The organism is Nonomuraea glycinis (assembly GCF_035920485.1).
Lineage (GTDB): Bacteria > Actinomycetota > Actinomycetes > Streptosporangiales > Streptosporangiaceae > Nonomuraea > Nonomuraea glycinis.
In genome coordinates, this window is record NZ_CP109166.1 from 522,748 (window position 1) to 546,305 (window position 23,558).

24 protein-coding genes are annotated in these 23,558 nt (G+C 69.2%); 16 read left to right on the forward strand and 8 right to left on the reverse strand.

Annotated features, from left to right (window positions below; all coding sequences use genetic code 11):
- Window positions 1-112: 112 nt before the first annotated feature.
- Together OHA68_RS02325 and OHA68_RS02330 are read left to right on the forward strand one after the other, a co-directional pair.
- Entirely contained in the window at window positions 113-796 is a 684-nt protein-coding gene (locus tag OHA68_RS02325) for a hypothetical protein (protein WP_327106147.1), read from the forward strand.
- Window positions 783-3,893, forward strand: coding sequence for a toll/interleukin-1 receptor domain-containing protein (locus OHA68_RS02330; RefSeq protein ID WP_327106148.1), 3,111 nt, complete (start codon window positions 783-785; stop codon window positions 3,891-3,893). Before OHA68_RS02325 ends, OHA68_RS02330 begins: the two co-directional genes overlap by 14 nt.
- Window positions 3,894-3,903: 10 nt before the next feature.
- Here OHA68_RS02330 and OHA68_RS02335 read toward each other — a convergent pair whose 3' ends face one another.
- The gene (locus tag OHA68_RS02335; RefSeq protein WP_327106149.1) at window positions 3,904-4,923 is read right to left on the reverse strand and encodes a sigma-70 family RNA polymerase sigma factor; all 1,020 of its coding nucleotides are present in this window, start codon (window positions 4,921-4,923) and stop codon (window positions 3,904-3,906) included.
- 72 nt (window positions 4,924-4,995) lie between these two features.
- On the opposite strand from OHA68_RS02335, the gene OHA68_RS02340 reads away from it, so the two are divergent.
- From OHA68_RS02340 to cpt, 3 genes are all read left to right on the forward strand, one after another.
- On the forward strand, window positions 4,996-5,823 hold the full coding sequence (locus OHA68_RS02340) for an alpha/beta fold hydrolase (protein WP_327106150.1): 828 nt from the start codon (window positions 4,996-4,998) through the stop codon (window positions 5,821-5,823).
- A 98-nt stretch (window positions 5,824-5,921) separates the two neighbouring features.
- Window positions 5,922-6,200, forward strand: a complete 279-nt coding sequence (locus tag OHA68_RS02345; RefSeq protein ID WP_327106151.1) for a DUF1905 domain-containing protein — start codon at window positions 5,922-5,924, stop codon at window positions 6,198-6,200.
- 192 nt (window positions 6,201-6,392) lie between these two features.
- Window positions 6,393-6,923 carry a chloramphenicol phosphotransferase CPT gene (cpt, locus tag OHA68_RS02350; protein WP_327106152.1) on the forward strand — a complete coding sequence of 177 codons (531 nt, stop codon included), beginning with the start codon at window positions 6,393-6,395 and terminating at the stop codon, window positions 6,921-6,923.
- A gap of 42 nt (window positions 6,924-6,965) precedes the next feature.
- Here the strand turns inward: cpt and OHA68_RS02355 are convergent, their stop codons facing one another.
- Complete coding sequence (locus OHA68_RS02355) at window positions 6,966-7,586, reverse strand: L-threonylcarbamoyladenylate synthase (protein ID WP_189136836.1); 621 nt, start codon at window positions 7,584-7,586, stop codon at window positions 6,966-6,968.
- Between the two features lie 202 nt (window positions 7,587-7,788).
- On the opposite strand from OHA68_RS02355, the gene OHA68_RS02360 reads away from it, so the two are divergent.
- Window positions 7,789-9,000 carry an SUKH-4 family immunity protein gene (locus OHA68_RS02360; RefSeq protein WP_327106153.1) on the forward strand — a complete coding sequence of 404 codons (1,212 nt, stop codon included), beginning with the start codon at window positions 7,789-7,791 and terminating at the stop codon, window positions 8,998-9,000.
- Between the two features lie 44 nt (window positions 9,001-9,044).
- Here OHA68_RS02360 and OHA68_RS02365 read toward each other — a convergent pair whose 3' ends face one another.
- Both OHA68_RS02365 and OHA68_RS02370 read right to left on the reverse strand, forming a co-directional pair.
- A complete protein-coding gene (locus OHA68_RS02365; RefSeq protein WP_327106154.1) occupies window positions 9,045-9,866 on the reverse strand; it encodes a GNAT family N-acetyltransferase in 822 nt (273 codons plus the stop codon).
- Between the two features lie 39 nt (window positions 9,867-9,905).
- Window positions 9,906-10,826, reverse strand: a complete 921-nt coding sequence (locus tag OHA68_RS02370) for a DNA-3-methyladenine glycosylase family protein (RefSeq protein ID WP_327106155.1) — start codon at window positions 10,824-10,826, stop codon at window positions 9,906-9,908.
- 96 nt (window positions 10,827-10,922) lie between these two features.
- Here OHA68_RS02370 and OHA68_RS02375 point away from each other — a divergent pair, with 96 nt between their 5' ends.
- Both OHA68_RS02375 and OHA68_RS02380 read left to right on the forward strand, forming a co-directional pair.
- Window positions 10,923-12,248, forward strand: coding sequence for a family 4 glycosyl hydrolase (locus tag OHA68_RS02375; protein WP_327106156.1), 1,326 nt, complete (start codon window positions 10,923-10,925; stop codon window positions 12,246-12,248).
- Window positions 12,245-13,036, forward strand: coding sequence for a DeoR/GlpR family DNA-binding transcription regulator (locus tag OHA68_RS02380; protein WP_327106157.1), 792 nt, complete (start codon window positions 12,245-12,247; stop codon window positions 13,034-13,036). The genes OHA68_RS02375 and OHA68_RS02380 overlap by 4 nt, the downstream gene beginning before the upstream one ends.
- Here OHA68_RS02380 and melA read toward each other — a convergent pair.
- Complete coding sequence (melA, locus tag OHA68_RS02385; protein ID WP_327106158.1) at window positions 13,029-14,333, reverse strand: alpha-glucosidase/alpha-galactosidase; 1,305 nt, start codon at window positions 14,331-14,333, stop codon at window positions 13,029-13,031. The two genes, OHA68_RS02380 and melA, sit on opposite strands and share 8 nt — an antisense overlap.
- Window positions 14,334-14,594: 261 nt before the next feature.
- Here melA and OHA68_RS02390 point away from each other — a divergent pair, with 261 nt between their 5' ends.
- From OHA68_RS02390 to OHA68_RS02415, 6 genes are all read left to right on the forward strand, one after another.
- The gene (locus OHA68_RS02390) at window positions 14,595-15,437 is read left to right on the forward strand and encodes a carbohydrate ABC transporter permease (protein ID WP_327106159.1); all 843 of its coding nucleotides are present in this window, start codon (window positions 14,595-14,597) and stop codon (window positions 15,435-15,437) included.
- Window positions 15,434-16,315 (forward strand): carbohydrate ABC transporter permease, encoded by an 882-nt coding sequence (locus OHA68_RS02395; RefSeq protein WP_327106160.1) that lies wholly within the window; start codon window positions 15,434-15,436, stop codon window positions 16,313-16,315. Before OHA68_RS02390 ends, OHA68_RS02395 begins: the two co-directional genes overlap by 4 nt.
- Window positions 16,316-17,656, forward strand: coding sequence for an ABC transporter substrate-binding protein (locus OHA68_RS02400; RefSeq protein WP_327106161.1), 1,341 nt, complete (start codon window positions 16,316-16,318; stop codon window positions 17,654-17,656). It abuts the gene before it with no gap.
- A 54-nt stretch (window positions 17,657-17,710) separates the two neighbouring features.
- The gene (locus tag OHA68_RS02405) at window positions 17,711-18,613 is read left to right on the forward strand and encodes an endo alpha-1,4 polygalactosaminidase (protein WP_327106162.1); all 903 of its coding nucleotides are present in this window, start codon (window positions 17,711-17,713) and stop codon (window positions 18,611-18,613) included.
- Between the two features lie 191 nt (window positions 18,614-18,804).
- Window positions 18,805-19,392, forward strand: coding sequence for a MarR family transcriptional regulator (locus OHA68_RS02410; RefSeq protein WP_327106163.1), 588 nt, complete (start codon window positions 18,805-18,807; stop codon window positions 19,390-19,392).
- Window positions 19,392-19,862, forward strand: coding sequence for a hypothetical protein (locus OHA68_RS02415; RefSeq protein WP_327106164.1), 471 nt, complete (start codon window positions 19,392-19,394; stop codon window positions 19,860-19,862). The genes OHA68_RS02410 and OHA68_RS02415 overlap by 1 nt, the downstream gene beginning before the upstream one ends.
- Before the next feature lie 46 nt (window positions 19,863-19,908).
- Here OHA68_RS02415 and OHA68_RS02420 read toward each other — a convergent pair whose 3' ends face one another.
- The gene (locus tag OHA68_RS02420; protein ID WP_327106165.1) at window positions 19,909-20,388 is read right to left on the reverse strand and encodes an ATP-binding protein; all 480 of its coding nucleotides are present in this window, start codon (window positions 20,386-20,388) and stop codon (window positions 19,909-19,911) included.
- Between the two features lie 135 nt (window positions 20,389-20,523).
- Here OHA68_RS02420 and OHA68_RS02425 point away from each other — a divergent pair, with 135 nt between their 5' ends.
- Window positions 20,524-21,303 (forward strand): helix-turn-helix domain-containing protein, encoded by a 780-nt coding sequence (locus OHA68_RS02425; RefSeq protein WP_327106166.1) that lies wholly within the window; start codon window positions 20,524-20,526, stop codon window positions 21,301-21,303.
- Window positions 21,294-21,530 carry a DUF397 domain-containing protein gene (locus tag OHA68_RS02430; protein WP_327106167.1) on the forward strand — a complete coding sequence of 79 codons (237 nt, stop codon included), beginning with the start codon at window positions 21,294-21,296 and terminating at the stop codon, window positions 21,528-21,530. Before OHA68_RS02425 ends, OHA68_RS02430 begins: the two co-directional genes overlap by 10 nt.
- Window positions 21,531-21,670: 140 nt before the next feature.
- On the opposite strand, the gene OHA68_RS02435 is transcribed toward OHA68_RS02430, so the two are convergent.
- Both OHA68_RS02435 and OHA68_RS02440 read right to left on the reverse strand, forming a co-directional pair.
- Window positions 21,671-22,861 (reverse strand): hypothetical protein, encoded by a 1,191-nt coding sequence (locus tag OHA68_RS02435; protein ID WP_327106168.1) that lies wholly within the window; start codon window positions 22,859-22,861, stop codon window positions 21,671-21,673.
- A gap of 122 nt (window positions 22,862-22,983) precedes the next feature.
- Window positions 22,984-23,307, reverse strand: a complete 324-nt coding sequence (locus OHA68_RS02440) for a hypothetical protein (RefSeq protein ID WP_327106169.1) — start codon at window positions 23,305-23,307, stop codon at window positions 22,984-22,986.
- Window positions 23,308-23,558: the final 251 nt, after the last annotated feature.

A 23,558-nucleotide genomic window follows, 5' to 3' on the forward strand; every position in this document is an offset into this window, starting at 1 on the left:
TCACGTGTGCCTAATCCACAAGTTCCCTACCCACGACAAGAAGGATCGGAACCGCATCACTTCATTCGCTCCAAAAGCTGTCAACCGGGTACGCCGCAGGTAAAGTCGGGGCGTGACGAAGACTCAGCTGACCGCTCTTCGCCAGGGGCGGGTCGTCCGCGTGTTAGCAGCGGCCGTCGTCGGCGCACTGGCCGGCCTGGTGATCTTCGAGTTGACCAGGATCGGTGGTCGCGGTCTCTACGTCACCGCCGGCGCCGTGGCCGGGGTGGCGGGCATCCTGGTGATCCAGATCTACAACCGGTCGGCCCGGCTGACCGAGGTGAAGGTGTCGGTTCCGCAGCTGAGCGAGCTGACGTTCGTGGTCAACAACGAGAGCCGCAACGTCGCCTGGCAGTTGTTCGTGGAGACCGTGACCCGGGTGTCCACGCAGCCTCTCGACGATGACGAGGGCCTGACCCGCGAGGCGCTGACGTCGCTGTACGGCCTGTTCGCCACCACCCGCGACACCCTGAAGTCCAGCCGCCCGTCGGTCCCGGCACCGGGAGGGCAGACGGTCGAGCATCTGGCGATCACGATGCTCAACCAGGAGCTCCGCCCGTTCCTGTCGAAGTGGCACCCTCGGCTCCGCGAGTTCGAGCAGGCGCAGCCGGACGCCCCCGAATCGGACTGGCCTGCGAACGCCGCCTGCCGCACGGAGCTGCGGGAGGTGCAGCGGCGTGTCCATGGCTACGCGATGGGGTTCGCCAAACTGGCGGGTGTTCGGGAACCGGAGGCGATGGCCAGTGCGGGGATCTGAGGAGAGCCGGTACGACGCCTTCCTGTCCTACGCGTGGGAGCCGGATGCCCCCCTGGTGGCGGCCGTGCGCGACGCCCTGCACCGGCTGGCGCGGCCCTGGTATCGGCTGCGAGCCTTACGGGTCTTCCGTGACGCGTCGAGCCTGGCGGCGAATTCGGCCCTCGATCCGGCGATCGAGGATGCGCTGGCCGCTTCCCGCTGCCTCATCGTGTTCCTCTCGCCTTCGGCCGTCAGATCGTCCTGGGTCCCCCAGGAGATCGACTACTGGTTGAGGCACAAGAGCGTGGACAGCTTGCGGCTGGTGCTGACCGGCGGCGATCTCGTCTGGGACGCCTCCGCCCGCGGCTTCGACGTGGAACGCTCCACCGCGCTTCCCGCCGTGCTGCGCGGCGTCCACCGTCATCGGCCGCTCTACGTCGACCTGCGCTGGGCGCACGCGGAAGATCAGCGCGTCCTGCGTAACGACGACTTCCACAGAAGCGTCGTGCAACTGGCCGCGCCGCTGCACGGCAAGCAGCCGGACGAGCTGTACGGCGAGGACGTCCGGCAGCATCGCAGGACCCGCCAGGTGACCGCCGCGGCGGTGATCGCGCTGGCCGTGCTGGCCGCCTCCACGGCGGTGGCGGCGGTGATCGCCGGCCTGCGCGCCGAAGAGGCTGTGGCCAACCTGCGCCAGGCGACCTCGCGCTATCTGGCCAGTCAGGCGCTCGCCGACCGGGAGGGCAATCTGGACCGGGCTCTGCTGCTGGCCGTACACGCCTGGCGGACGGCGCGGACCGCCGCCGCCCGCAGCAGTCTCGTCACGGTCGTGCACGAGGCGATGCGGGGGGTCGTGGGTTTCCCGCGCATCCGGCCCGGTGACCCTGTTCCCTTCCACCTGCTGACGCTGGCGATCAGCCCGGACGGGCGCAGGATGGCGGCCAGCAGATACAGCGAAGGGGGAGACGCCGGCGCGCCCGCCGACGGACGTGTCTACGTGTGGGAGCTCGCCGGTGGCGAGGCCCGCATTCTGCGCAGCCCCTTCGAGCGGGTGCAGAACGTCAAGCGATTGATCTTCGGACCGGACGGCCGCCATCTGGTCGCGGAGGACCTCGACGGCCAGGTGCTGCTGTGGGACCTGGCCGGCGACCCCGCTCGCGTGGTGCGGACCGCCCAGGCGCCGCTGGACGTGACCGCTGATCATCACATCGCCGCCGCGTCCTCCGCCGGCGGCGGAGTCGTGCTCCTCGACCTGGTGTCCGGCGGGGAGCTGAGCAGGCGTGCGGGCACGCTGTTCGAGGTGGACCGCCGTAGCGAACGGGCCTTCGGCAAGGACCCGTCCGAGCGGCCCGTGGTGTGGGACCTGCGCTCATCTCGGGCGGTGAAGATGAAGGTCGCCACCCGGTACGGCTTCGCCGAGTTGGCCGGTGACCGCGTGGTCATGGCGACCGGAAGGAATCTGGCGAGCCTGGCGGGCTATGACACGACGACCGGCGAGCGCCGCTGGCGGGCCGGGCTCCCGGGCCGGGCGGTCGCCGCGGCGGTGTCCTCCGACGGCGGCCGGTTCGCCGTGTGGACGGCGAACGGCACCGTGATCCTGGTCGCGACCAAGGACGGCACCGTCACCGGCCGAGCCCGGCACGCACCAGGGCAGGACCCTCGGCTCTCCTTCAGCCCTTCCGGTCGCTTCCTGGTCGCCGCCGACTCCCGTGACAGCACCGGCCGGCAGACGCTGCTGGACGCGCGCACCGTACGAGTGCGCTGGACGAAGCGCGGAGAGGAAGTGATCTTCGGCTCCGGCGACAAGGTGGCGGTGGTGCGAGGATCCCCCGTCCAGGTCACTGACCTCATGACCGGCGACGTCATCGCCTCGGGAGAGGCCGACGCCTGGTCAGCGGCCGTCTCACCCGATGGCCGGCACGTCGCCCTGGCAGGAGACGACGTCCGCCTGATCGACCTGACCGCGCCGGAACCACGGTTGGTCTCCCTGCCCGGGGAGCCGTCGACGATCTACACGGTGGCCTTCGACCCCTCGGGACGCCGCCTCGCAGGGGTCGGCATCGGAGGTGCGGCCGTCGTGTGGGACGTCGCGGCCGCGCTGCGCCCCGCCGACGTGCCCACCGCTCCGCGAAAGAAGCCATCCGCGCTGAGCAGCGACGGTGTGACGCTGGTCTATGCCGATGACAGCCGCCAGGTGCGGCGTCGCGACCTGCGCGACGGGAAGGATCTGCCCATTCCCGGCCTGAGCGAGGTAAGCGGCCTGCGGATCTCCCCCACCGGGACGCACCTGTTGGCGAGTGTGGGCAGCTCGTACGTGCTGTGGTCCATCGCGCCGGCCGCCGCCGTACTGCGCTTCCCGTACGAGCTCGGCACCGAGACGGCGTTCAGCGGGAACGGCCGCCGCCTCGCGGTGGCCCGGCGCGAGGCGAACACCGGCCGCTACACGGTGACGGTCCACGAGGTCGGCAGCGGCGCCGTGGTGGCCACGATCCCGCTGCCGGACTTCGCCCAGCCGACGGACCTCACCAGCGCCCTCGCCTACCCGGTGATCGCTCTCGACGAGACCGGGGGGCGGCTCGCGGCCAGTCTTAGCACGCGGCAGATCCGCACGTGGGAGATCGCCTCCGGCGCGCCCGAGGGAGGATGCGACACCCGGGTCGACGACTACACCCTGCTCTCCGGCAGCGTCCAGTTCACCCCCGACGGGCGGACGCTCGTGGTCAGCGCCCCTGACAGCGACACCATCCGCTTCGTTGATCCGGCGTCCTGCGGGGTACGGCGCAGCCTGACCACCGGCAACGGCAAAGCCACCCTCAGCCCGGACGGCACTCTGCTGATCACCAAGAGTCCGCTCCGCCTGTGGGACACGCAGACCCTCGAACCCCTCGGCGAGCCGCTGCTCCCCCCGGAGGCCGACCCCGATCAGATCGTCTTCACCGCCGATGGTTCCAGCGTCATGGCTCTCACCGCGGACCGGTCGGTGCGCCGCTGGCCTGTCGCCCCCGAAGCCCTGATCCGGCAGGCCTGCGCCGTCGTGGGACGGGAACTCACCAACGAGGAGTGGGACAGATTCCTGCCGCAGGGCGACAGACAGCCCGCCTGCACGCCACGATCCTGATCGAGCTGCCTCAGGGCAGCGAGGCGGGCAGGCCGATGGCGGTGAAGTGCTCGGGGCCGATGAACGAGGTGATCTCGCAGATGTACGCCTCACGCAGCGTGAACACGTTGACCGACCAGGCGAGGTACGCGCCGGCGGCGTCGTTCCAGAGGTAGCAGCCCAGGGCGGGCTGGCCGTTCGCGCTGGTCTCCAGGTGCCGCCAGGAGCCGCAGCCCGTCAGCGGGACCCGTACCGCGAAGTCGGTGACGGTCGCCAGGCCGCGGTACCAGTGCGGCAGTGGCGGCATCGACCAGGTGACGTCCTCGGTCAGCAGGGCGACGAGCGCGTCGGCGTCGTCGCGTTCGAGCGCGGTGGAGTAGCCGGTGACGATCTCCCGCAGGCGCGCGTCGCCGATCTTGCGCAACGTCTGCTGCTGCGTACGGGAAGGGACCTTCTCCGCGACGACGCGGCGAGCACGCGCGAGGGCGGAGTTCACCGAGGTGACGGAGGTGTCCATCATCGCGGCGATCTCGGCGGCGGAGAAGCCGAGCACCTCGAACAGCAGCAGCGCCGCCCGCTGGTTGCCCGGCAGGTGCTGGAGGGCGGCGACGAAGGCGAGCTCGACGGCCTCGCGCTGCTCGTAACGCGCGGCCGGGCCGGCCTGGCCGCCGGTCAGGGCCTTGTCGGGATAGGGGCCCAGCCAGGCGACATCGGACAGCGGGGCGTCGTCGATCACGGGGTGGTCGCTGGCCGGGCCGAGGTCGACGGGCAGCGCCCGCCTGCCGCGCGCCGCGACGAGGTCCAGGCAGGTGCGGGTGGCCACGGTGTAGAGCCAGGAGCGCAGCGAGCTGCGGCCCTCGAAACGGGCGAGCCCCCGCCACGCCCGCAGCAGGGCGTCCTGCAGGGCGTCGTCGGCGTCGTGGGTGGAGCCGAGCATGCGGTAGCAGTGCGCGTGCAACTCCCCGCGCAGCGGCTCCACCAGGCGGGTGAAGGCCGTGTCGTCCCCGTCGCGTGCCAGCGTCAGGTCCCGCGTCGCAGAATTCTCCTCCATGAGCGACGATTCTGCCCTCCGTGGGGAGTCCCTACTGTGACCGGACCGAATATCGCCTGCCAGGAGGCCCCGATGAGCCCGACGATCCCCGCCATCTCCGCGACGCTGGAGGTCCCTGGCGCGCGCCTGCACTACGAGGTGCGCGGCGCGGGCCCGCTCGTGGTGCTCGTCGGCGCGCCGATGGGCGCCGACGCCTTCGCGCCGGCGGCCGACCTGCTCGCCACCGACCACACCGTGCTCACCACCGATCCGCGGGGCATCAACCGCAGCCCCGTCGCCGACCCGGACCAGGACTCGACCCCTGAGCTGCGCGCCGACGACCTCTCCCGGCTCCTGACCCACCTGGACGCCGGTCCTGCCGCCGTCTTCGGCTCCAGCGGCGGCGCGGTCAGCGCGCTGGCGCTCACCCAGGCCCACCCCGAGCAGGTGCACACCGTGGTCGCGCACGAGCACCCGGCTTACGCCCTGCTGGACGACCGCGAGCGGCTGCACGCCGCGGCCGACGACATGATCGCCACCTACTTCGCTGGTGACGTCGTCGGGGCCTGGAAGCGGTTCATGGCCCTGTCCGACATCTTTCTGCCGGAGGGGATGATCGAGCAGATGTTCGGCGGGGAGCGCGACCCCCAGCAGGTTGCGGACGAGCGCCGCTGGTTCGCCCACGAACTGCGCCCGACCATCGGCTGGGAGCCCGACCTGACGGCTCTGCGCGAGGTGCCGACCCGCATCGTGATCGGCATCGGCGAGGAGTCCACCGGCCAGCTCTGCGACCGTACGTCGACCGCGCTCGGCGCGGCGCTCGGCATCGAGCCGACGCTGTTCCCCGGTGACCACACCGGCTTCGCCGACGACCCCGAGCGGTTCGTCACCCGGCTGCGCGCGGTCCTGCGCGACAACTGACCACCGGACGACCACGCGGTCCTGCGCGACAACTGACCACCGGACGACCACGCGGTCCTGCGCGACAACTGACCACCGGACGACCAGAGGAGACCACGATGCCCACCCAGCCGATCGACCTCGCCTTCACCGCGCCCATCGAGAAGGACGGGGCCTTCGCCACCTTCGTGACAGTGCCGGGCTCCGCCGAGTATCTCGGGACGCGGGCGGCGGTGAAGGTCGCCGGTACGATCGACGGCCATCCGTTCAACGCCACCCTCATGCCGTCGGGCGGCGGCCCGCACTGGCTGCCCATCAGGGCGGCGCTGTGCAAGCTCATCGGGAAGAACCGGGCGGGCGAAGAGGTGACCTTCCACCTGCTGCAGCGGCTCAGCTGATGGTCGGAGTCGATCTCTGGTCTGCCGGAGTTCCGCGAACAGGCACGCGCCATCGCCGTGCGTGCGGAGCAGGTGTCATGGGGTTTCGAGGAGGACGATAAGGACAACCGGGATTGGGACTCCCTGGTCTGACAGGCTCGGCACGATCGCCGAGCGGCGGAATCGTTCAGGATCGCCTAGGGTGGCGCGGTGATGTCCCAAGTGATCGTTCTCAATGGTGGCTCCAGTTCGGGAAAATCCGGGCTGGCCCGGTGTCTGCAGGCGGTCCTGCCGGATCCGTGGCTGGCCTTTGGGATTGACACCCTGGTCGAGGCCATGCCGGCGGCGATGCGGAGCTCGGCGGCGGGGATCGAGTTCGACCCGGACGGCACCGTGAGCGTCGGGCCGGAGTTCATGGCGATGCAGGCGGCGTGGATCGAGGGCGTCGCCGCGATGGCCCGGGCCGGCGCCCGGATCATCGTCGACGAGGTCTTTCTGGGCGGGGCGGGGTCCCAGCAGCCCTGGCAGCGGGCCCTCGATGGGCTGCACGTCGTGTGGGTCGGGGTGAGATGCGAGGCCGCGGTCGCCGAGGGCCGCGAGATCGCCCGGGGCGATCGGATCGCCGGGATGGCCGCGTCTCAGGCGGAGCTGGTCCACCGAGGCGTGACCTACGACCTGGAGGTGGACACGACGCGCACCGAGTCGATCGAGTGCGCGCGGACCATCGCCGCCCGGCTCCGCTGACCCCGCCCGCCCACCCGGGTCGGTCGTGCCAAGGTCCGCGGCCTACTCGAAGAGAGAAGGATCGCCGGTGCCTCGGCGGAGGATCTCGGGCTCGCCCTGGGAAAAGTCGACCACCGTCGTCGGGGTGGCGCCGCACTCACCGGAGTCGATGACCGCGTCCACCACGTGATCGAGCCGCTCCTTGATCTCCCACCCCTGCGTCAGGGGCTCGGCCTCGTCGGGCAGCAGCAGGGTGCTCGACAGCAGCGGCTCACCGAGCTCGGCCAGCAGCGCCTGGGTGACGACGTGATCGGGGATCCGGACGCCGACCGTCTTCTTCCGGGGATGCATCAACCGCCGCGGCACCTCTTTGGTCGCGGGCAGGATGAACGTGTATCCGCCGGGAGTCGCCGCCTTGACCGAGCGGAACAGCGCATTGCTCAGATGCACGAACTGGCCGAACTGAGCGAAGTCCCCACACATCAGCGTGAAGTGATGGTTGCTGCCGAGGCCCCGGATCTCTCTGATCCGATCGATCCCGTCCCTGTTGCCCAGCCGGCACCCCAGGGCGTAGCACGAGTCCGTCGGGTACGCGATCAGCCCGTCCGCCCGCAAGAGGTCGACCACCTGGCTGATCAGCCGGGGCTGCGGATTGTCCTGATGCACATCGAAGTACCTGGCCACACCCTGGATCTTAGAAGCGAAGCCGGGACCGCATGACACCGGCCTGCCGACTCGACGGCCGTCGGAGCCCCCGGGCCGGTTGATCAACAAGTGTGATCGATGAGGGTGGGCGGCGGTGAGACACCGACTACGCTTGCGGCAACTTGATCTCCGAGCCTGACGTCGCATGCCGCGATCGTCCACAACGACGAGGTGCCGGATCGTGGTTACGCACGAAGAGCTGGTCGAAGCGTTCGGCGACGACGGCCTCCTGCTGATGGACCCGGCGCGGCTCCACGGCACGGGCGTCTCGGCGGCGGACACACACCTTCTGTGCCAGGTCGGGCTGCCGGTGCGGGTGGACCCGGCGTTCACCACCCTGGTCACCGGTGAGCCGGCGGTGGGCTCGCTGGTGGAGTTCCGGGCGGGCGCCGTCCTGGTGCTCGGCGGGACGCCGGGGGACGCGGGCATGCGCTACTTCCTCGACCCCCGCAGCGGCGTCGTGGGGCTGCTCACCTTCGACGACGAGCCGCACGCCGAGCAGGTCAACAGCTCCCTGGGCCACTTCGTGGAGTTCCTCCTGCGGCTCGGGTCCGCGACCGTCGAAGAGCTGAAGGCGCTGGATCCGGGCGCCTTCGGCGACGCCGAGGCCTGGTGGCCCATGGTGCTGGTCCGCCGGATCACCGAGCGGCGCGCCGACCGTGACCGGTTCGAGCGGGCGCTCGGCCGGTTGGCGGACGAAGGCTGGCAGATCGTCGACGCCGAGCGGTTCGCCGCCGACACCGGGACCAGCGGGCTGCTGAGCCCGGCCGTCGGGGACCACTTCACGCCCGACGGCGCGCTGGTGAAGGATGTCGCCCTCGCCTGGCGGGGCGGGCTCTCCTCGCGGATCCAGTCGCTGTTCGCCTGGGAGGGGCTGGTGCTCTCCGTTCCCGGGCAGGCCGAGCGGCATGCCGACCATGACGCGCTGCTGGAGATGGACGCCGACGAGCTGAGCGAGCAGGCGGACGCCGCGATGGACGCGCTCTTCGCGGCGGTCCACGGCCTGGCCAAGGCGGAGGAAGGGATCGTGACCTGCCTGGCCACGGACCGGGCCTCGGATCTGTGCCGGATCGTCGGCGTGTTCGGCCGGCTGGTCGCGCGCGGCTACGTCGCCGAGCCCGACCTCTGGCCGACCTCCTCCGGCGGCTGGGAGACGGTCCACGACCTGACCCCGGCCGGGGAGCCGCCCAGGGCGCTCTTCTGGACCACCCAGGCGCACACGTCCTGCTTCGACGCCCGTGGCGACCTGGTCGACGACCTCGCGCTGGAGTGGGCCGGCGATCGGGACCTGATCGCGGCGATCCTGGCCGAGACCGGGCTCGTGGTGCGGGTCCCCGAGACCGCGGACAGCGCCTTCCGGCTCCGCCCAGCGGGCCGGACAGGCCTTACGTGATCATTCGCCGTCCGGCTCCCAGACCCAGTACAGGTCTTGCGTGATCACTCGCCGTCCGGCTCCCAGACCCAGTTCCGGCGGCTGTACATCGGCAGCAGCCCCGCCCGCAGCATGTTGTTCAGCGACGGGTTGGGCCGTCCTTCCTGCGGCAGCCCGGTCTCGGTGACCAGCCAGCGGCACCCCAGCTCCGCGGCCAGCTCGGCGCGCCTGGCCAGCAGGGCCGACTGCGCGCCCTGGTTGCGGTATTCGCGCAGCGTCGCGTCGGCGGTGAGCGCGCCGACCTGCCCGCGGACGAAGAGGCTGCCGGTGGCGACCATCGTGTCGCCGTCCCACGCGGCCAGCGGGTGGAAGTCCGGATGGTCGTAGGTGGCCGCCAGCATCTCGGTGAACCCCTCCTCGGGCATCCCGAACCCGCGGAAGGTGACCGTCGCCCACTGCCGCACGTCCTCGGGGCGGACGGGCTCGACGTCCAGCTTGCTCTCGCCGGGCCAGAAGTCCTCCACCCGGCAGGCCAGCTTCACGTAGTGCGAGGTCGGCCGGAGGCCGAAGGCGGCGCGGATCTCCTCCCAGTCGGGCGGCAGCACCGAATGCGCGATCTGGAACGTGGTCCGCGTGTTCCCCTGTGAGCGGTAGAAGTCCACCACCCGGCCGATGAGTTCGTACGTGACCGGCTCCTCGAAACCGAATCCCAGCGCCTTGTTCCAGAATCCGGTGACGTCATGGAGGGTCGACAACGCCACCCCGCCACCGATGCGCGTGGTGGCGATCCCGAGCTGGGCCTTGACCGAGGGCGCCGCCATGGACTCGTACTGGTACATGGTCTCCGCCTCGACGCCTTCGGCGAGAGCGGTGGACAGGTCTGCCATTTCATTCCCCTCGACACGCGGTGTGGCCGCCACGCTCTCTCAACGGGATGTCCACTCTCCAGACCGTTTCCTGTCCACTTCCTGCCCACCCGTGCCGTACGTCGACGCCCGGAACAGGAAGGACGCCCACGAGCGGTAGGGCCGCCACGCCTCCGCCAGTTTCCGGTACGCGGCCGGGGTCGCGTCCTCCGGCAGGTCGTACGCCTGGCGCAGGATCGCGAACAGGCGCGGCTCGTCGCCCGGGAACGCGTCCGGCGCGCCCGCGCCGCGAATCAGGATGAGCCCCGCCGAGAACGGCCCCACGCCGGGCAGCGCCCGCAGCTCGGCCAGGGCCACTTCCGGCTCGGCCGCGCGCAGGTGCTCGGTGGTGAGCACGCCGTCGAGCGCCGCGCGGGCCAGCCCGCGCAGCCACTCCTCCTTCTGCGCGGGCAGCCCGAGCCCGCCGGCCTCCAGCAGCGTCACGGGCGGCGGGAAGACCGCGTACGTCTGCCCGTCCATGGTGATCTCGGCGCCGTACCGCTCGGCGATGCGCTGCTTGAGCCTGGCCGCGACGATCATCGACGACCGTTGGACGATCACCGCCCAGCACGCCGCCTCCCACGGGCTCCAGAAGCACACCGGTCGCAGGCCGGGGCTGCGCCGCTGCAGGTCGCCGAGCACGTCGTCATCCTGGCCGAGCTTGGCGAAGCCGCCGCCGTCCACGTCGAGGGACAGGATCCGCGCCACCTCGCCCCTGATCTCCCGCCCGGTGGCGCGGGTCGTGGCGACGGCGACGCCGTCCGGCGCGGCCGTCACGCGCACGCCGATCGGCAGCCAGTCGGCCTCCGCGCAGTAGGCGAAGCGCAGGGCCCGCCCGTCGGAGGGCAGCGCGCTGGTGGCCGGCCAGTCCTCGACGAAGCGCAGCGACGCGCCGAAATCGAACGGCCCTTCGGCGGAGAGCGTGAATCCGTGCATGGTCATGCACCTATGCTGCCCGCCTGCCCGCCGCTGCGGCTCCGGGTGCGTCCATGTCGGTGGTGAAGTAGTGTTCGCCCCACGTACGCGTGGGAGGTGAGGATGGCACGCATCGTCTTCATCGGCGCCGGTGACGTGGACCTGCTGCGGAGGATCGTCTCCGACCTGCTCCTCGCCCCCGCCCTGCGGGGCGAGCTGGAGATCGTGCTGTACGACGACGACCCCGGCCACCTGGCGACGGCCGAGGCGCTCGTCCGGGCGCTGGACGCCGAGGCGGGATCGGCCGCGATGATCAGCGTCTGCCCCGTGCGCCGCCAGGCGCTGGACGGCGCCGACTTCGTGGTCGGCTACCTCCATGTGGGCGGGTTCGAGGCGACGCTGCGCGACTTCGAGATCCCGCACCGCTACGGCCTGCGCCAGACGATCGGCGACACCATCGGCATCGGCGGCATCTTCCGGGGCCTGCGCACCATCCCCGTCTATGTCGAGCTGGCTCGGGAGATGGCCGAGCTCTGCCCGGACGCCTGGTTGCTGAGCTGCAGCGACCCGATGGCGATGACGGGCTGGGCGGTGCAGGAGGCCACCACGTTCGAGCGGTTCGCGGGCGTGTGTCACGCGGTCTGCGACACCCACGCCTACCTCGCCGACCTGGTGGGCCGTGGCCTGGACGAGGTCCGTTTCCGCACCGCCGGGGTCAACCACCAGTCGTTCGTGCTGAGCTTCGAGGCCGACGGCCGCTCGCTCTACCCGGAGCTCGACGCGGTGCTGGCTACCGACCCGGAGCTGGAGCAGCACGTACGCGTGGAGATGTACCACCGCTTCGGCTACTTCCCCACCCAGTCCAGCGAGCACGCCGCCGAGTACGTGCCGTGGTTCATGCGGCACCCGGCGGAGACCTCCCGCCTCGGCGTGCCGGTGGAGGAATATCTGCGCCGGGCCGGCCGGAGCCTGCACAAATACGAGGAGACCAGGCGCGCGCTGTCGGCGGGCCGGCCGCTGCTGGTGCGCTGGCAGCATCAGGAGCCGGCCGCCGCCGCCATCCTGGCCATGCTGACCGGCCAGGAGAAGGAGGTCTACGTCAACGTGCGCAACCGGGGCCTGATCGGCAACCTGCCCGAGAGCTGCTGCGTGGAGGTGCCCGCCCTGGTCGACGCGGCCGGGGTGCATCCGCAGCCGGTGGGCGACCTGCCCGTCCAGTTGGTCGCGCTGAACCGTACCTTTCTCAATGTCGTCGAGCTGACCGTGCGCGCGGTGCTCGACGGCGACCCGCGCCATGTGCACCACGCCGCGATGCTGGACCCGAACACCGCGGCCACGCTCCCGCTGCCGGCCATCGAGGCGCTGTGCGAGGAGCTGATCGAGGCCCACGGCGACCTGCTGCCGGCGGCGATCCGCGCCCCCGGCCGTCCCGCCGGCGCCCGCTCATGACCGAGTCGGTGCCGACGGAGGTGCGGCGCGAGCGCATGCTCGGCCTGCTCATGGAGCAGGAGTTCGCGCGGGTGGCCGAGCTGGCCGAGGCGTTCGGCGTGTCGAGTGTGACGGTCCGCGCCGACCTGGACGCGCTGGAGGAGCAGGGCCGCATCCGGCGGGTGCGCGGCGGCGCGGTGGCGGCCGGCCCGCTGCCGCGCGTCGAGCCGTCCTTCGAGCTGTCGCTGGGCACCGCCGCGGTGGAGAAGGCGCTGATCGCCAAGGCCGCCGCGCGGCTGGTCGGCTCGGGTGAGAGCGTGATGATGGGGGCGGGCACCACGACCGCCTACGTCGCCAGGGAGCTGGTGGCGCGCGCCGACCTCACCGAGGTCACCGTGTTCACCAACGGCCTGCGCACCGCCCTGGAGCTGGAGCCGGCGCTGCCCCGGTTCACCGTCGTGCTGACCGGCGGGAGCCTGCGCCGCCAGCAGCACTCCCTGGTGGACCCGCTCGGCGGCAAGCTCATCGAGGGCGTCCGGGTGGACACCGTCTTCATCGGGTGCGGCGGCGTGCATCCCGACGACGGGGTCACCAACGTCAACCTGCCCGACGCGGAGATGAAGCAGCGGATGCTGCGCTGCGGCGCGCGCCGGATCCTGGTCGCCGACTCCGCCAAGCTGGGGGCGACGAGCATGGCGCCGATCTGCGCGCTGTCGGACATCGACCTGCTCATCACCGGCGAGACGGCCGATCCCCAGCTGGTGTCGGTGCTGCGCGAGCGCGGCCTGAAGGTCGAGCTCGCTAGCTGACCAGGGTCGTCCGCAGCTCCGCTGGCAGCAGGTCGCCGTGGGCCTTGGTCAGGTCGTCACACATGCGCCAGATGGCGTCCAGCGAGAGCGTGGCCGAGGCGTTGGGATCGACCATGACCGCATGCCGTACATACTCGGGCCGTCCTTCGAGCGCCGCCCGTACCGTGAGCTCGTTGACGCTCACGTAGGTGCGGTTGAGCGCGGCGAGCTGCGGCGGCAGCGCGCCGACGCGGGTGGGCCGCACGCCGCTCCCGTCCACCGCGCAGGGCACCTCGACGACGCAGCCGGGCGGCAGGTTGGAGATCAGGCCGTCATTGACGACGTTGCCGTAGACCACCCGCGGGGTGCCGGTCACCATGCTGTGGATGATCTGCGGCGCGTACTCGCCGGTGCCCTCGACGGGCAGCTCGGCGCCGGTGCGGACGGCCTCGCGGGTCCGCTCGTACTCGCGTACGTTCTCCGCGCTGATCCCCACATAGTCACCCACGGGGATGCGCAGCCGGTCGATCTCGGCGTCGTGGCGGAGCAGCCAGGACACGTATTCGGCCGAGTGCTCGCTGGTCTCGGTCGGGTAGTGGCCCAGCCGCCGGTACATCTCCACCCGCACGCGCCGCCGCAGCTCGGCGTCCCGCTCGACGGCGGCGTCCAGCCGGTCGTAGAGGTTCTCGCCGTCCCGCTCGAACCGCAGCACCCAGGCCTGGTGGTTGACGCCCGCCGCGAGATAGGTGATCTCGTCGTACGGCACCGCCACCAGCTCGGCGAGGCCCTGCATGGTCCAGTAGACCGAGTGGCACAGGCCGACGACGTTGCGCACCTTGCCGCTGAGGTACCAGACGTTCATCGCCATCGGGTTGGTGTAGTTGAGCAGCAGCGCGTCGGGGCAGACCGCGGCCATGTCGGCGGCGATGGCGTCCAGGACGGGGAAGGTGCGCAGCGCGCGGAAGACGCCGCCGACGCCGATGGTGTCGGCGATCGTCTGGCGCAGGCCGTAGCGGGCCGGGATCTCGAAGTCGGTGACGGTGGCGTCGTGCCCGCCGACCTGGATCATGTTGATGGCGAAGTCGGCGCCGTCCAGGGCGATCTTGCGGTCCGGCTCGGCGGTGATCTCCGGGCGGGCGCCGCGCTCGGCGGCGATCCGGTGCGCGACGGCCTCGGCGACCCGCAGCCGCTCGGGGTCGATGTCGTGCAGGACGATGCGGGCCGCGTGCAGCTCCGGGTAGGCCAGCAGGTCGGCGAGCAACCCCTGGGTGAACACCACGCTGCCCGCGCCGATGAAGACGATCTTCGGGTTTCTCATGCTGGAACGACTTCCTCCCAGGTCGGCCGTGCCGCCGTGCCCCTGCGGCGGCCATCGGCAGGAACGCTCCCAGTACCTTCGATAACTTGTCAAGTCTTACGAAGTTACTCGCATAACGCTCGCGTCGCGTTTCTCATCGAAGGTATTGACAAGGTTTCGAAAGTGGCGAAGATGGACTCCATCCCGCCGTTCAGGAGGTCTGGAGATGCCGCGACGATGCTAGAGACCCCACGTAGACAGCGCAGGGACGGCAGAGTCGCCGTGGGATTCCTCGCCCCGGTGTGCCTCGCCTTCGCCGTCTTCTACCTGTATCCGGCGATCCGCGGCGCGTGGTACTCCCTGACCGACTGGAATCTGCTGTCCGACCCGACCTTCGTCGGCCTGGACAACTACGCGACCCTGGTGAGCGACCCGCTGTTCTGGAACGCGCTCAAGGTCACCGGCTACTACGTCGTGCTGACCATCGCCCTGCAGATCGTCGGCGGGCTCGGCCTGGCCGCGCTGCTGCACCGCCTCACCCGCTCGCTGCTGATCCGCTCCCTGCTGCTGGTGCCGTGGCTGGTGCCCAGCGTGACCACCGCCCTGCTGTGGATGTGGCTGCTGGACGCCAACCTGGGCTTCTTCAACCATGTGCTGCGCGGTGTCGGCCTGGACAACCAGGGCTTCCTGACCTCGCCCGACCTGGCGCTGCCCAGCGTGGCCGTGATCAACGCCTGGAGCGGCGTCGGCTACACCGCCCTGCTGCTGTACGCCGGGATGCTGCTCATCCCGCCGCAGATCTACGAGGCGGCGGCGATCGACGGCACCGGCGAGGTGCGCCAGTTCTTCTCCATCACGATGCCGCTGCTGCGGCCCATCCTGGCGTTCGTCCTCGTGGTGTCCCTGATCGGCTCCTTCCAGCTGTTCGACACCATCGCGGTCACCACCAAGGGCGGTCCCGTCAACGCGACCCGGGTCGTCTACTTCTACATCTACGAGCAGGCGTTCACCCACTTCAAGATGGGGTACGCCTCCGCGCTGGCGCTGAGCCTGGTGCTCATCCTCGGCGTGCTGACCTTCATCCAGCTGCGCCTCCTGCGCGCCTCCACCTCGGACCTCACGTGAACCTGTCCAAGATCGGCCGCCTGGTGGCGTGGCTCTGCCTGATCGCGGCCCTCGTGATCTCGCTGTTCCCGCTCTACTGGATGCTGCGCACCGCGATCACCCCCGGCCGCGAGCTGGCCGCCGACAACGCCGGCCTGCTGCCCGGCAATCCCACACTGTTCAACTTCGAGCGGGTGCTCGGCCTGGCGACCAGGGAGGAGGCACGGGCCGCCGGCGGCTCGGGGGCCGACCTGAACTTCTTCCTCTACCTGCGCAACTCCATCCTCTACACCGGCCTGATCACCGTCGTGCAGACGCTGATGTGCGCCATGGCCGGCTACGCCTTCGCGCGGCTGCGCTTCCGGGGCCGGGACACGCTGTTCGGCCTGTTCGTCGCGGCGCTGATGGTGCCGCCGATCTTCACCCTGTTGCCCAACTTCGTCCTGGTCAAGGACCTCGGCTGGCTCAACACCCTGCCGGGGCTGGTGGCGCCGACGCTACTGATGACGCCGTTCGCGGTCTTCTTCCTGCGCCAGTTCTTCCTCGGCATCCCGCGCGAGGTCGAGCAGGCGGCGCTCATCGACGGCGCGGGCGCGTGGACCATCTTCTGGCGGGTGGTGCTGCCCATGACGAAGGGCCCCCTGCTCACCCTGGCCCTGACCACCGCGGTCTGGACCTGGAACGACTACCTTTGGCCACTGCTGGTGGCTCCGGGCGAGGAGTCGCGGGTGCTCACCGCGGCCCTCGGCATCTTCCTCAAGCAGTCGCCGAACACGGCGCCCGACTGGACCGGCCTGATGGCGGGCTCGGCGCTGTCGGTCATCCCGGTCCTGCTGCTGGTGGCCTTCTTCGGCCGCCGCCTCGTGGACTCGATCCAGTTCTCCGGCATGAAGGGATAAATGATGAAAAAGCTGTTCATGGCGGTGACGGCCGTGGTGCTCACCGCGTCGTGCGGCGGCGGCGGCGCGTCCGACGGGGGCGCGTCCGGCGAGGGCAAGACCACGCTGACCTACGCGCTCTGGGACGACGTCCAGCAAGGCGCCTACCAGCAGTGCGCCGACGCCTTCCAGAAGGCCAACCCGGACATCACCATCAAGATCACCCAGAACGCCTGGGACCAGTACTGGCAGAGCCTCACCACCCAGATGGTCTCCGGCGACGCCCCGGACGTGATCACCATGCAGGCGTCGTTCTATCCCCAGTTCGTCAAGAACGGCCAGCTCCTGGACATCCAGCCGATGGTCACCGCGGACAAGGTCGACCTCACCCAGTACTGGCCCGGCCTGGCCGAGTCCTGGGTCAAGGACGGCAAGAGGTACGGCCTGCCCAAGGACTGGGACACCATGGCCATCATCTACAACGTCAAGCAGGCCAAGGAGGCAGGCGTCGACCTGACCGACCTGACCTGGAACCCCAAGGACGGCGGCACCTTCGAGGACGCCCTGGCCAAGCTCACCGTCGACACCGCCGGCAAGCGCGGCGACGAACCCGGCTTCGACAAGACCAAGATCGCCGTGTACGGCTACGCGCCCGAGCTGAACGACGGCTCCCTGGGGCAGAACAGCTGGGGCAACCTGGCGGTCTCCAACGGCTTCTCCTACATCGACAAGAACCCGTTCGGCACCAAGTACTACTACGACGACCCCAAGCTCATCGAGACCGCGGCCTGGTTCAAGACCATCGCCGACAAGGGCTACACGCCGTCGTACGACAAGACCAGCTCGCTCGGCACCGACGCGGTGCTCACCTCCGGCAAGGCGGCGCTCGGCGTCACCGGCTCCTGGATGATCAAAACGTACCTGGAGGCCACCGAGCAGGAGTTCGCCTTCGCCCCGCTGCCGGCCGGGCCGCTGGGCCGCAAGTCCTCCTTCAACGGCCTGGCCGACGTGATCTACGCCGGCACCGAGCACAAGGACGCGGCCTGGAAGTGGGTGAAGTTCCTCGGTTCCACCGACTGCCAGAACATCGTCGCCGACAACGCCGTCGTCTTCCCCGCCATCACCAGCGCCACCGAGCGGGTGCTGGCCGCGCACGAGAAGGCCGGGCGGGAGGTGCAGCTCTTCGTGGACCAGGCCAAGGCGGAGAACGGCACGTTCCTGCTGCCGGTCAGCGACCACGCTGACGAGATCAACCAGATCATGGGCACCGCGTTCGACGAGATCTGGCTCGGCCAGAAGGACGCCAAGACCTCCCTGACCGCGGCGAACCAGCAGGTCAACTCCCTGCTCGCCGGCGGCTGACCCCCTCCACCGGAATCACGTTCGACGCCCCTTCACCCCAGCGAGAGGCAGAACATGCGTTTTTCCCGATCCCTGATCACGGCGCTCGTCACCTGCTGCACCGTCGCCCTGACCGGCGTGGCCCAGGCGCAGGCCCAGCCCGCGCACACCCAACGTCCGGCCACCGCCGCCACCGCTACCGCCGAGAAGCTCAAGCTGCCCGCCCCCATCCCCTGCCCCGGCTGCTGGCGTCCCGCGCTCAACACGAGCTGGCAGTGGCAGCTCTCGTCCGTACCCACCGAGCCGTTCCTCAACGTCACCATGTACGACATCGACGGCTTCAACGCCACGAAGGCGACCGTACGCCGCCTGCACGACACCAAGGCGGGCCGCAAGGTCGTCTGCTACATCAGCGCCGGGTCGTACGAGGACTGGCGGCCGGACGAGGCCGACTTCCCCGCCTCGGTGCTCGGGGACCCGCTCGACGACTGGGAGGGCGAGCGCTGGCTGGACATCCGCCAGTACACCGGCGCCCTGGGCGGCATCATGCGAGCCCGCCTGGACATGTGCAAGGCCAAGGGCTTCGACGCCGTCGAGTTCGACAACGTCGACGGCTACACCAACGAGACCGGCTTCGACCTCGACGCCACCGACCAGCTGCGCTACAACACCTGGCTCGCCAACGAGGCCCACCGCCGCGGCCTGTCCGCCGCCCTGAAGAACGACGTCGCCCAGATCCCCGCCCTGCTGCCGTACTTCGACTGGGCCCTCAACGAGCAGTGCTGGCAGTACAAGGAATGCACGACACAACAGAACGGTAAGTACGGCTACAACCAATTCATCGCAGCAGACAAGGCGGTGTTCACCGTCGAATACGAGCTACCCACCTCGAAGTTCTGCACCAAGTCCAACACCCAGAACTTCAACTCCCTGAGGAAGAACCTGGACCTGGACGCCTACCGAGCCGCCTGCCGCTAACCACCCCGCCCGGCCGCGTACCCCAGCAAGAACACCTGAGAGCATTCCGGACCTCGGCATCCCACCCCCTCCAGCGACTTCCAGGGCACGGCGAGCTATCCTGTCAAAGAGCCAGAATATCCTGGCTCTTTGACAGTAATATACGGAGCGTGATCAGTTCATCACGCATGCTGCTGGCAAAGGATCCAGGCATGCAGCGACCACCGCCCCCGATCTTCCCGATCTTCCGCTCCCTGATCACCTGTGCGGTGCTGACGCATACGTACGTGGGTGGCGGCGAGCAGTCTGTCACCGAGTTGGCCGAGGCCATCGGGACCGACAGCGGCACCATGACCCGCGAGGTGTTCAAGCTTGAACAGGCCGGCATCCTGACCAGCCGCCACGTAGGCCGCACCAAATTGGTGCGAGCCAACCGGACGGCTCCCTTCTATGAGCCGTTGCGGGACCTCGTCACGATCACTCTGGGTCCCGCGCAGGTCCTCGCCGAGGAACTGGCCCACATCGACGGGATCGAGGAAGCCGCGATCTTCGGCTCGTGGGCGGCACGCATGCGCGGCGAGCCTGGTCCCGCCCCGGTGGACATCGACCTTCTCATCATCGGCCGTCCCGATCGCGACGATCTCCACGACGCCACGGCACGGGCAAGGTCCAGGCTCGCGCGCGAGGTCAACACCGTGGTCGTCACCAGCGCCCGGTGGCAGGCGAACGAGGATGGATTCATCCGTGAACTCCACAACCGCCCACGGGTGACGCTGCGCCTCGCCGTTGGAGACACCTGATGCCGAGCTGGGCCCGTGGGAGGGACGAGATCGTCGGCATGCTGCAACGACGTGAGCTCACCCAAGTGGTCGCGGATACCGAACTCGCCGGACGGATGCTCTCGACCGCCAGGCAACACCTGCTCAGCGCCGAGGCACTCGCCCACACGGATCCACATCTCGCGTACGCGGCCCTGCACGACGCGGTTCGCAAATCCTTGGCGGCGCTCCTCCAGATCCAGGGCCTACGCGCGACTACAGCCGGTGGCCACTTGGCGGTCCAGCACGCCGCCCGCGCGCAATTCGGCGCCTCCATGGGAGCGATCCTCCGCCCGGTCGACCGTATCCGTACGACTCGACACGAAAGCGAATATCCGACTACGACCACCTGGATCGACGAGGACAGCGTTCGCGACGACCTTCCAGCGGCGACCGCAGTCGTGGACGCGGCGGACAAGGCACTTCAACACCTCTCATCGTTCGTCCGGTGACACTGCTCTGTCAAAAAGCCAGGACATCCTGGCGTTTTGACAGTTGTCAACGGACTGCGATCGGCTCGCCACTCCGAGGCCAAGCGATCAGCTGGAACCAGACGGACTTCCCGTACGGGGTGACGGTCCAGCCCCAGTCGTGGGAGAAGGTCTGGACGATGGCGAGCCCTCGGCCGGACAGGTCCAGTGGCGAGGCGAGGCGGAGGCGGGGCAGCACGGGACAGGTGTCGTGGACATCCACCACGAGCAGTTCCTCCTCGCGGCTGACCGTGACGCGGATGGCGTGAGTGCCGGCCGCCCCGTGCGTGAGCGCGTTGGTGACGAGCTCTGAGACCAGAAGCTCGGCAACTTCCGGTACGTCCACCGCCGCGCCCCAGTCGGCGGCCACGTCGCGGACGAACCGGCGAGCCGACGGCAGGCATCTCCTTTCGCACGGGATCCATTTCTCGCCCAGCACGGGAACGAGCCGATCCGGCGCGTAACGGCATTCGGCCAGGGCCGCACGGGCGCTGAGGGCCTCTTTCATCGATGTTTCTCCCGGTCTTGAATTTCCCGGGGTCCACGCTTCCGCATCATGACTACTCTGAGTAGATTATCCATTACTAAGAGCAAGACTTGAAGGCCAGGCCCATGTCATTGAAGTCTGGCAAGGGAGGGCGCAGTGAGTGATTTCCATTCACCACAGGCGATATGGGGCCGAGAGCTCCGCCACTACCGGCAGCGGGCGTCCCTGACACAGGCCCAACTGGCCGACAAGATTCACTTCAGCGAGTCCCTGATCAGCGGAGTCGAAACCGGGCAACTCCCGGCCAGCCCCGAGTTCGCCCAATGCTGCGACGCCACCCTCGACACCGGCGGCGCCCTCCAACGCCTGCTCGACTGGCGCCGAGCCCAGGTCTTCCCCTCCTGGTTCGGCAAGTGGCGCGACAAGGAACAGGTCGCCACCACACTGCGCTCCTATGAGCCGCTCCTGATCCCGGGTCTCCTCCAGACCAAGGCGTACGCGCATGCGCTGCTGCGTGGCGATGAGAGCGCCGTGGCCGCCCGCCTTCATCGGCAACTCATCCTCACCCGCGAGGACCCTCGGCCCCCGATCCTCCGTTGCGTGATCGACGAGGCCGTGCTTCACCGGCCGATCGGCCCGCCGGAGGTGATGCGCGAGCAGTTCGACCACCTGATTTCCATGGTCAGTCCAGCGCTGAGCGTGCAGGTGGTCCCCCATGGCATGCATTCCGGTCTCATGGGCGGCTTCGCCATCGCGACGCTGGAGGGCGGGATCGACGTACTGTATGCGGAGACGGCCGTCCGAGGTCTGACCACCAACGATCACGACGACGTCACGGCGGCGATCGAGCGTTTCGAGGCCATCCGCACCGAGGCGTTGCCGCTGAGCATGTCGCTTGAGCTCATCAAGAGGACAGCGGAGGAACGATGGACCTGAGCAAGGCGCAGTGGCGCAAGTCAACCTTCTCCGGCGACAACGGCGGAAACTGTGTCGAAGTCACGGAGCTGACCTCGGGGTTAGAGAGCACCCGCCCCGGTCATGACGACACACTGATCGCCGTACGAGACTCCAAAGACCCCGACGGCCCAAAACTGTTGTTCACCCCGGCCGAATGGGACGCCTTCCTCAACGGCGTCAAGGCCAACGAATTCGACCGCAGCTGACCTCGTACACGAGCAGTTTGCCCCTGGCAGGCGTACCGCCTTCCGGTTCGGAGAGCAGCGCGAGAACCTTGCCCTCGCTGAGCAGGCATTCTGTCAAAACGCCAGGATATCCTGGCGTTTTGACAGGACACCCAGTGCGATCAGGCGGCCAGCAGCTGGTTTTCCAGCTGATGCTTGATCACCATAGGTGAGACCTGATAGCGAACCGCTATCTCCTCGATGTCATCCTGGATCGCAGCCAGAGGCGGGGCGCCCAGCAGACCGCCGATGCCGGCGGCAGGAGCGAGCAGTTCGGCGGCGAACGCCCTCTCCACCTTCTGACGATCGGTGTACGCCGTCGTGACCAGGAAGAACGGCTCGGACTCCCACAGGTAGTGCCACAGCGCCCGGGAGAGGGTGAACCGGCTCGCCGTCACAGGAAGGCCCGGCACGGTCACCGCCACCGGCCCGAACCCTTCGGCCGCGCCGCCGAAGGCGCGGAGCCCCGGATCGGCGGGACTCCTACCCACATTGACGATGTACGGTTCCAGCGGGAATCTCTCGCTGTCTGGCAGACCCAGCGCACGCCGCACGGCTCGCGCCTGCGTCCATCCTCTCTCCCAGGCCCGATCCACCGGCGGTGGCGTCGTCGCCCCCGCCCACAGGTCTTCCCGCAGCCGTACGGCATCCGTCCGGCGCTGGGTGAGCCCTACCTCGGACCGCGCCTCGTTGATCCAGTCCAGCGCGGCAGCCAGCGAGTCCGGCTCCACCGCGTCGTAGAAGTCCCCCAGGATGTCCCCCCGCAGCTCACTCGCCGCCCGCACGATCAGATCCTGGTACGGCTCAGCCTCGGCATAGGGATCGAGCCCCAGCCGTGCGGCGGCGAGACAGAACTCCACCTCATCGGGCTCGGCCGCCTGAACCGCACCCCACTCCTTCTCCAGCGTGGTGCCGTGAACCCCCTGCTCGGCAAGCCGGGTCAGTACGGCCGAGATCAGCCGTTCGAGCTCCAACTCGACGGCCGCGCCATCGACCAGCGCCTCCCCATCCGACAGGAACCGGATCGGGCGTTGCCCATCCGCCTGCGCATGATCTCGCTGCCAGACCAGGCGTTTACTCGCTCCCTCAGGAACAATCAACAGATTGGGCCATAGAAAGCCGTCACCACTGCCACGGAGAGAATGCCTGCGGACATCTCGCGGCAGATAGCGATCCGGACGGCCGACATCGACGTTGCGCGCCGGCCTCGCGTCGGCGCGCAGAAACCACCAGTGGTAGGCGGCCCATTCGGCCAGCGGGTACAAGGGGCAGTAGATCGACCGCCGCGAGCTCCCCGACTCCCGGTCCTCCACCAGTGTCACCTGCTCAGAGCCCACACTGATCTCGATCCGAGCCCACGTCGCCCGATACTCCGGCGCCCTGACCGAAGGTGCGGGCTCCCACTCCCACCGGAGCCTTAGCCCAGAATCCGTCGTCATCGCTCGTCGCCCATCTCGTTGAGCCCTTCTGGCCGCTCACTCGACGTGAGCGGATATCCCTTGTACTGCCCGAGTTCGCGATTGACCAGTCTCGCCTCGTAGATCACATCATCCAGGCCGCGCCAGACGTATCGAGGGAACTCCCCTTCCCACGGCGCGCCCACGTTCCCGCAGGCGATGGCCTGTCTCAGCCAGTCAGTTATCTCGTCTGCGTCCTTATATTCCGGATCACACTTGCTGGCATCCGCTCGCAACCGAGGCTGCCCGGCGAACGAGGGATAGGACTTGTGTTCGCCGCTGCCCACGTAGGAGACACGCATGGCAAGATCGGCCAGCGAAATTCCTGGAGGTGGCGGTTGGGGACTGCGCAAGAGTGGTCGTCTGCGCTTGGGTGCACGCATCCTGTCAGTATGACGAAAATTACACTCTGCAATCGGGCCTTTACTCATGTTCCACTCTGACGGCATCCCCTGAAACAGATCGAGTCAGCACGAAGGCCGCCAAAATCCACCACGACCACCTTTTCGTACGAGTCAGCCGCAGATCGGTCGTCGGTGGTGATGACGTTGCG

What these genes read in the sequence shown, in the direction of transcription:
- OHA68_RS02410 (WP_327106163.1), top strand. Translation starts at nt 18,805, where the DNA reads ATGCAGCGACCACCGCCCCCGATCTTCCCGATCTTCCGCTCCCTGATC.
- OHA68_RS02420 (WP_327106165.1), bottom strand. Translation starts at nt 20,388, where the DNA reads ATGAAAGAGGCCCTCAGCGCCCGTGCGGCCCTGGCCGAATGCCGTTAC.
- OHA68_RS02370 (WP_327106155.1), bottom strand. Translation starts at nt 10,826, where the DNA reads ATGACCATGCACGGATTCACGCTCTCCGCCGAAGGGCCGTTCGATTTC.
- OHA68_RS02400 (WP_327106161.1), top strand. Translation starts at nt 16,316, where the DNA reads ATGATGAAAAAGCTGTTCATGGCGGTGACGGCCGTGGTGCTCACCGCG.
- OHA68_RS02380 (WP_327106157.1), top strand. Translation starts at nt 12,245, where the DNA reads ATGACCGAGTCGGTGCCGACGGAGGTGCGGCGCGAGCGCATGCTCGGC.
- OHA68_RS02415 (WP_327106164.1), top strand. Translation starts at nt 19,392, where the DNA reads ATGCCGAGCTGGGCCCGTGGGAGGGACGAGATCGTCGGCATGCTGCAA.
- OHA68_RS02335 (WP_327106149.1), bottom strand. Translation starts at nt 4,923, where the DNA reads ATGGAGGAGAATTCTGCGACGCGGGACCTGACGCTGGCACGCGACGGG.
- OHA68_RS02340 (WP_327106150.1), top strand. Translation starts at nt 4,996, where the DNA reads ATGAGCCCGACGATCCCCGCCATCTCCGCGACGCTGGAGGTCCCTGGC.
- OHA68_RS02440 (WP_327106169.1), bottom strand. Translation starts at nt 23,307, where the DNA reads ATGCGTGTCTCCTACGTGGGCAGCGGCGAACACAAGTCCTATCCCTCG.
- OHA68_RS02375 (WP_327106156.1), top strand. Translation starts at nt 10,923, where the DNA reads ATGGCACGCATCGTCTTCATCGGCGCCGGTGACGTGGACCTGCTGCGG.
- OHA68_RS02405 (WP_327106162.1), top strand. Translation starts at nt 17,711, where the DNA reads ATGCGTTTTTCCCGATCCCTGATCACGGCGCTCGTCACCTGCTGCACC.
- melA (WP_327106158.1), bottom strand. Translation starts at nt 14,333, where the DNA reads ATGAGAAACCCGAAGATCGTCTTCATCGGCGCGGGCAGCGTGGTGTTC.
- cpt (WP_327106152.1), top strand. Translation starts at nt 6,393, where the DNA reads ATGTCCCAAGTGATCGTTCTCAATGGTGGCTCCAGTTCGGGAAAATCC.
- OHA68_RS02365 (WP_327106154.1), bottom strand. Translation starts at nt 9,866, where the DNA reads ATGGCAGACCTGTCCACCGCTCTCGCCGAAGGCGTCGAGGCGGAGACC.
- OHA68_RS02430 (WP_327106167.1), top strand. Translation starts at nt 21,294, where the DNA reads ATGGACCTGAGCAAGGCGCAGTGGCGCAAGTCAACCTTCTCCGGCGAC.
- OHA68_RS02345 (WP_327106151.1), top strand. Translation starts at nt 5,922, where the DNA reads ATGCCCACCCAGCCGATCGACCTCGCCTTCACCGCGCCCATCGAGAAG.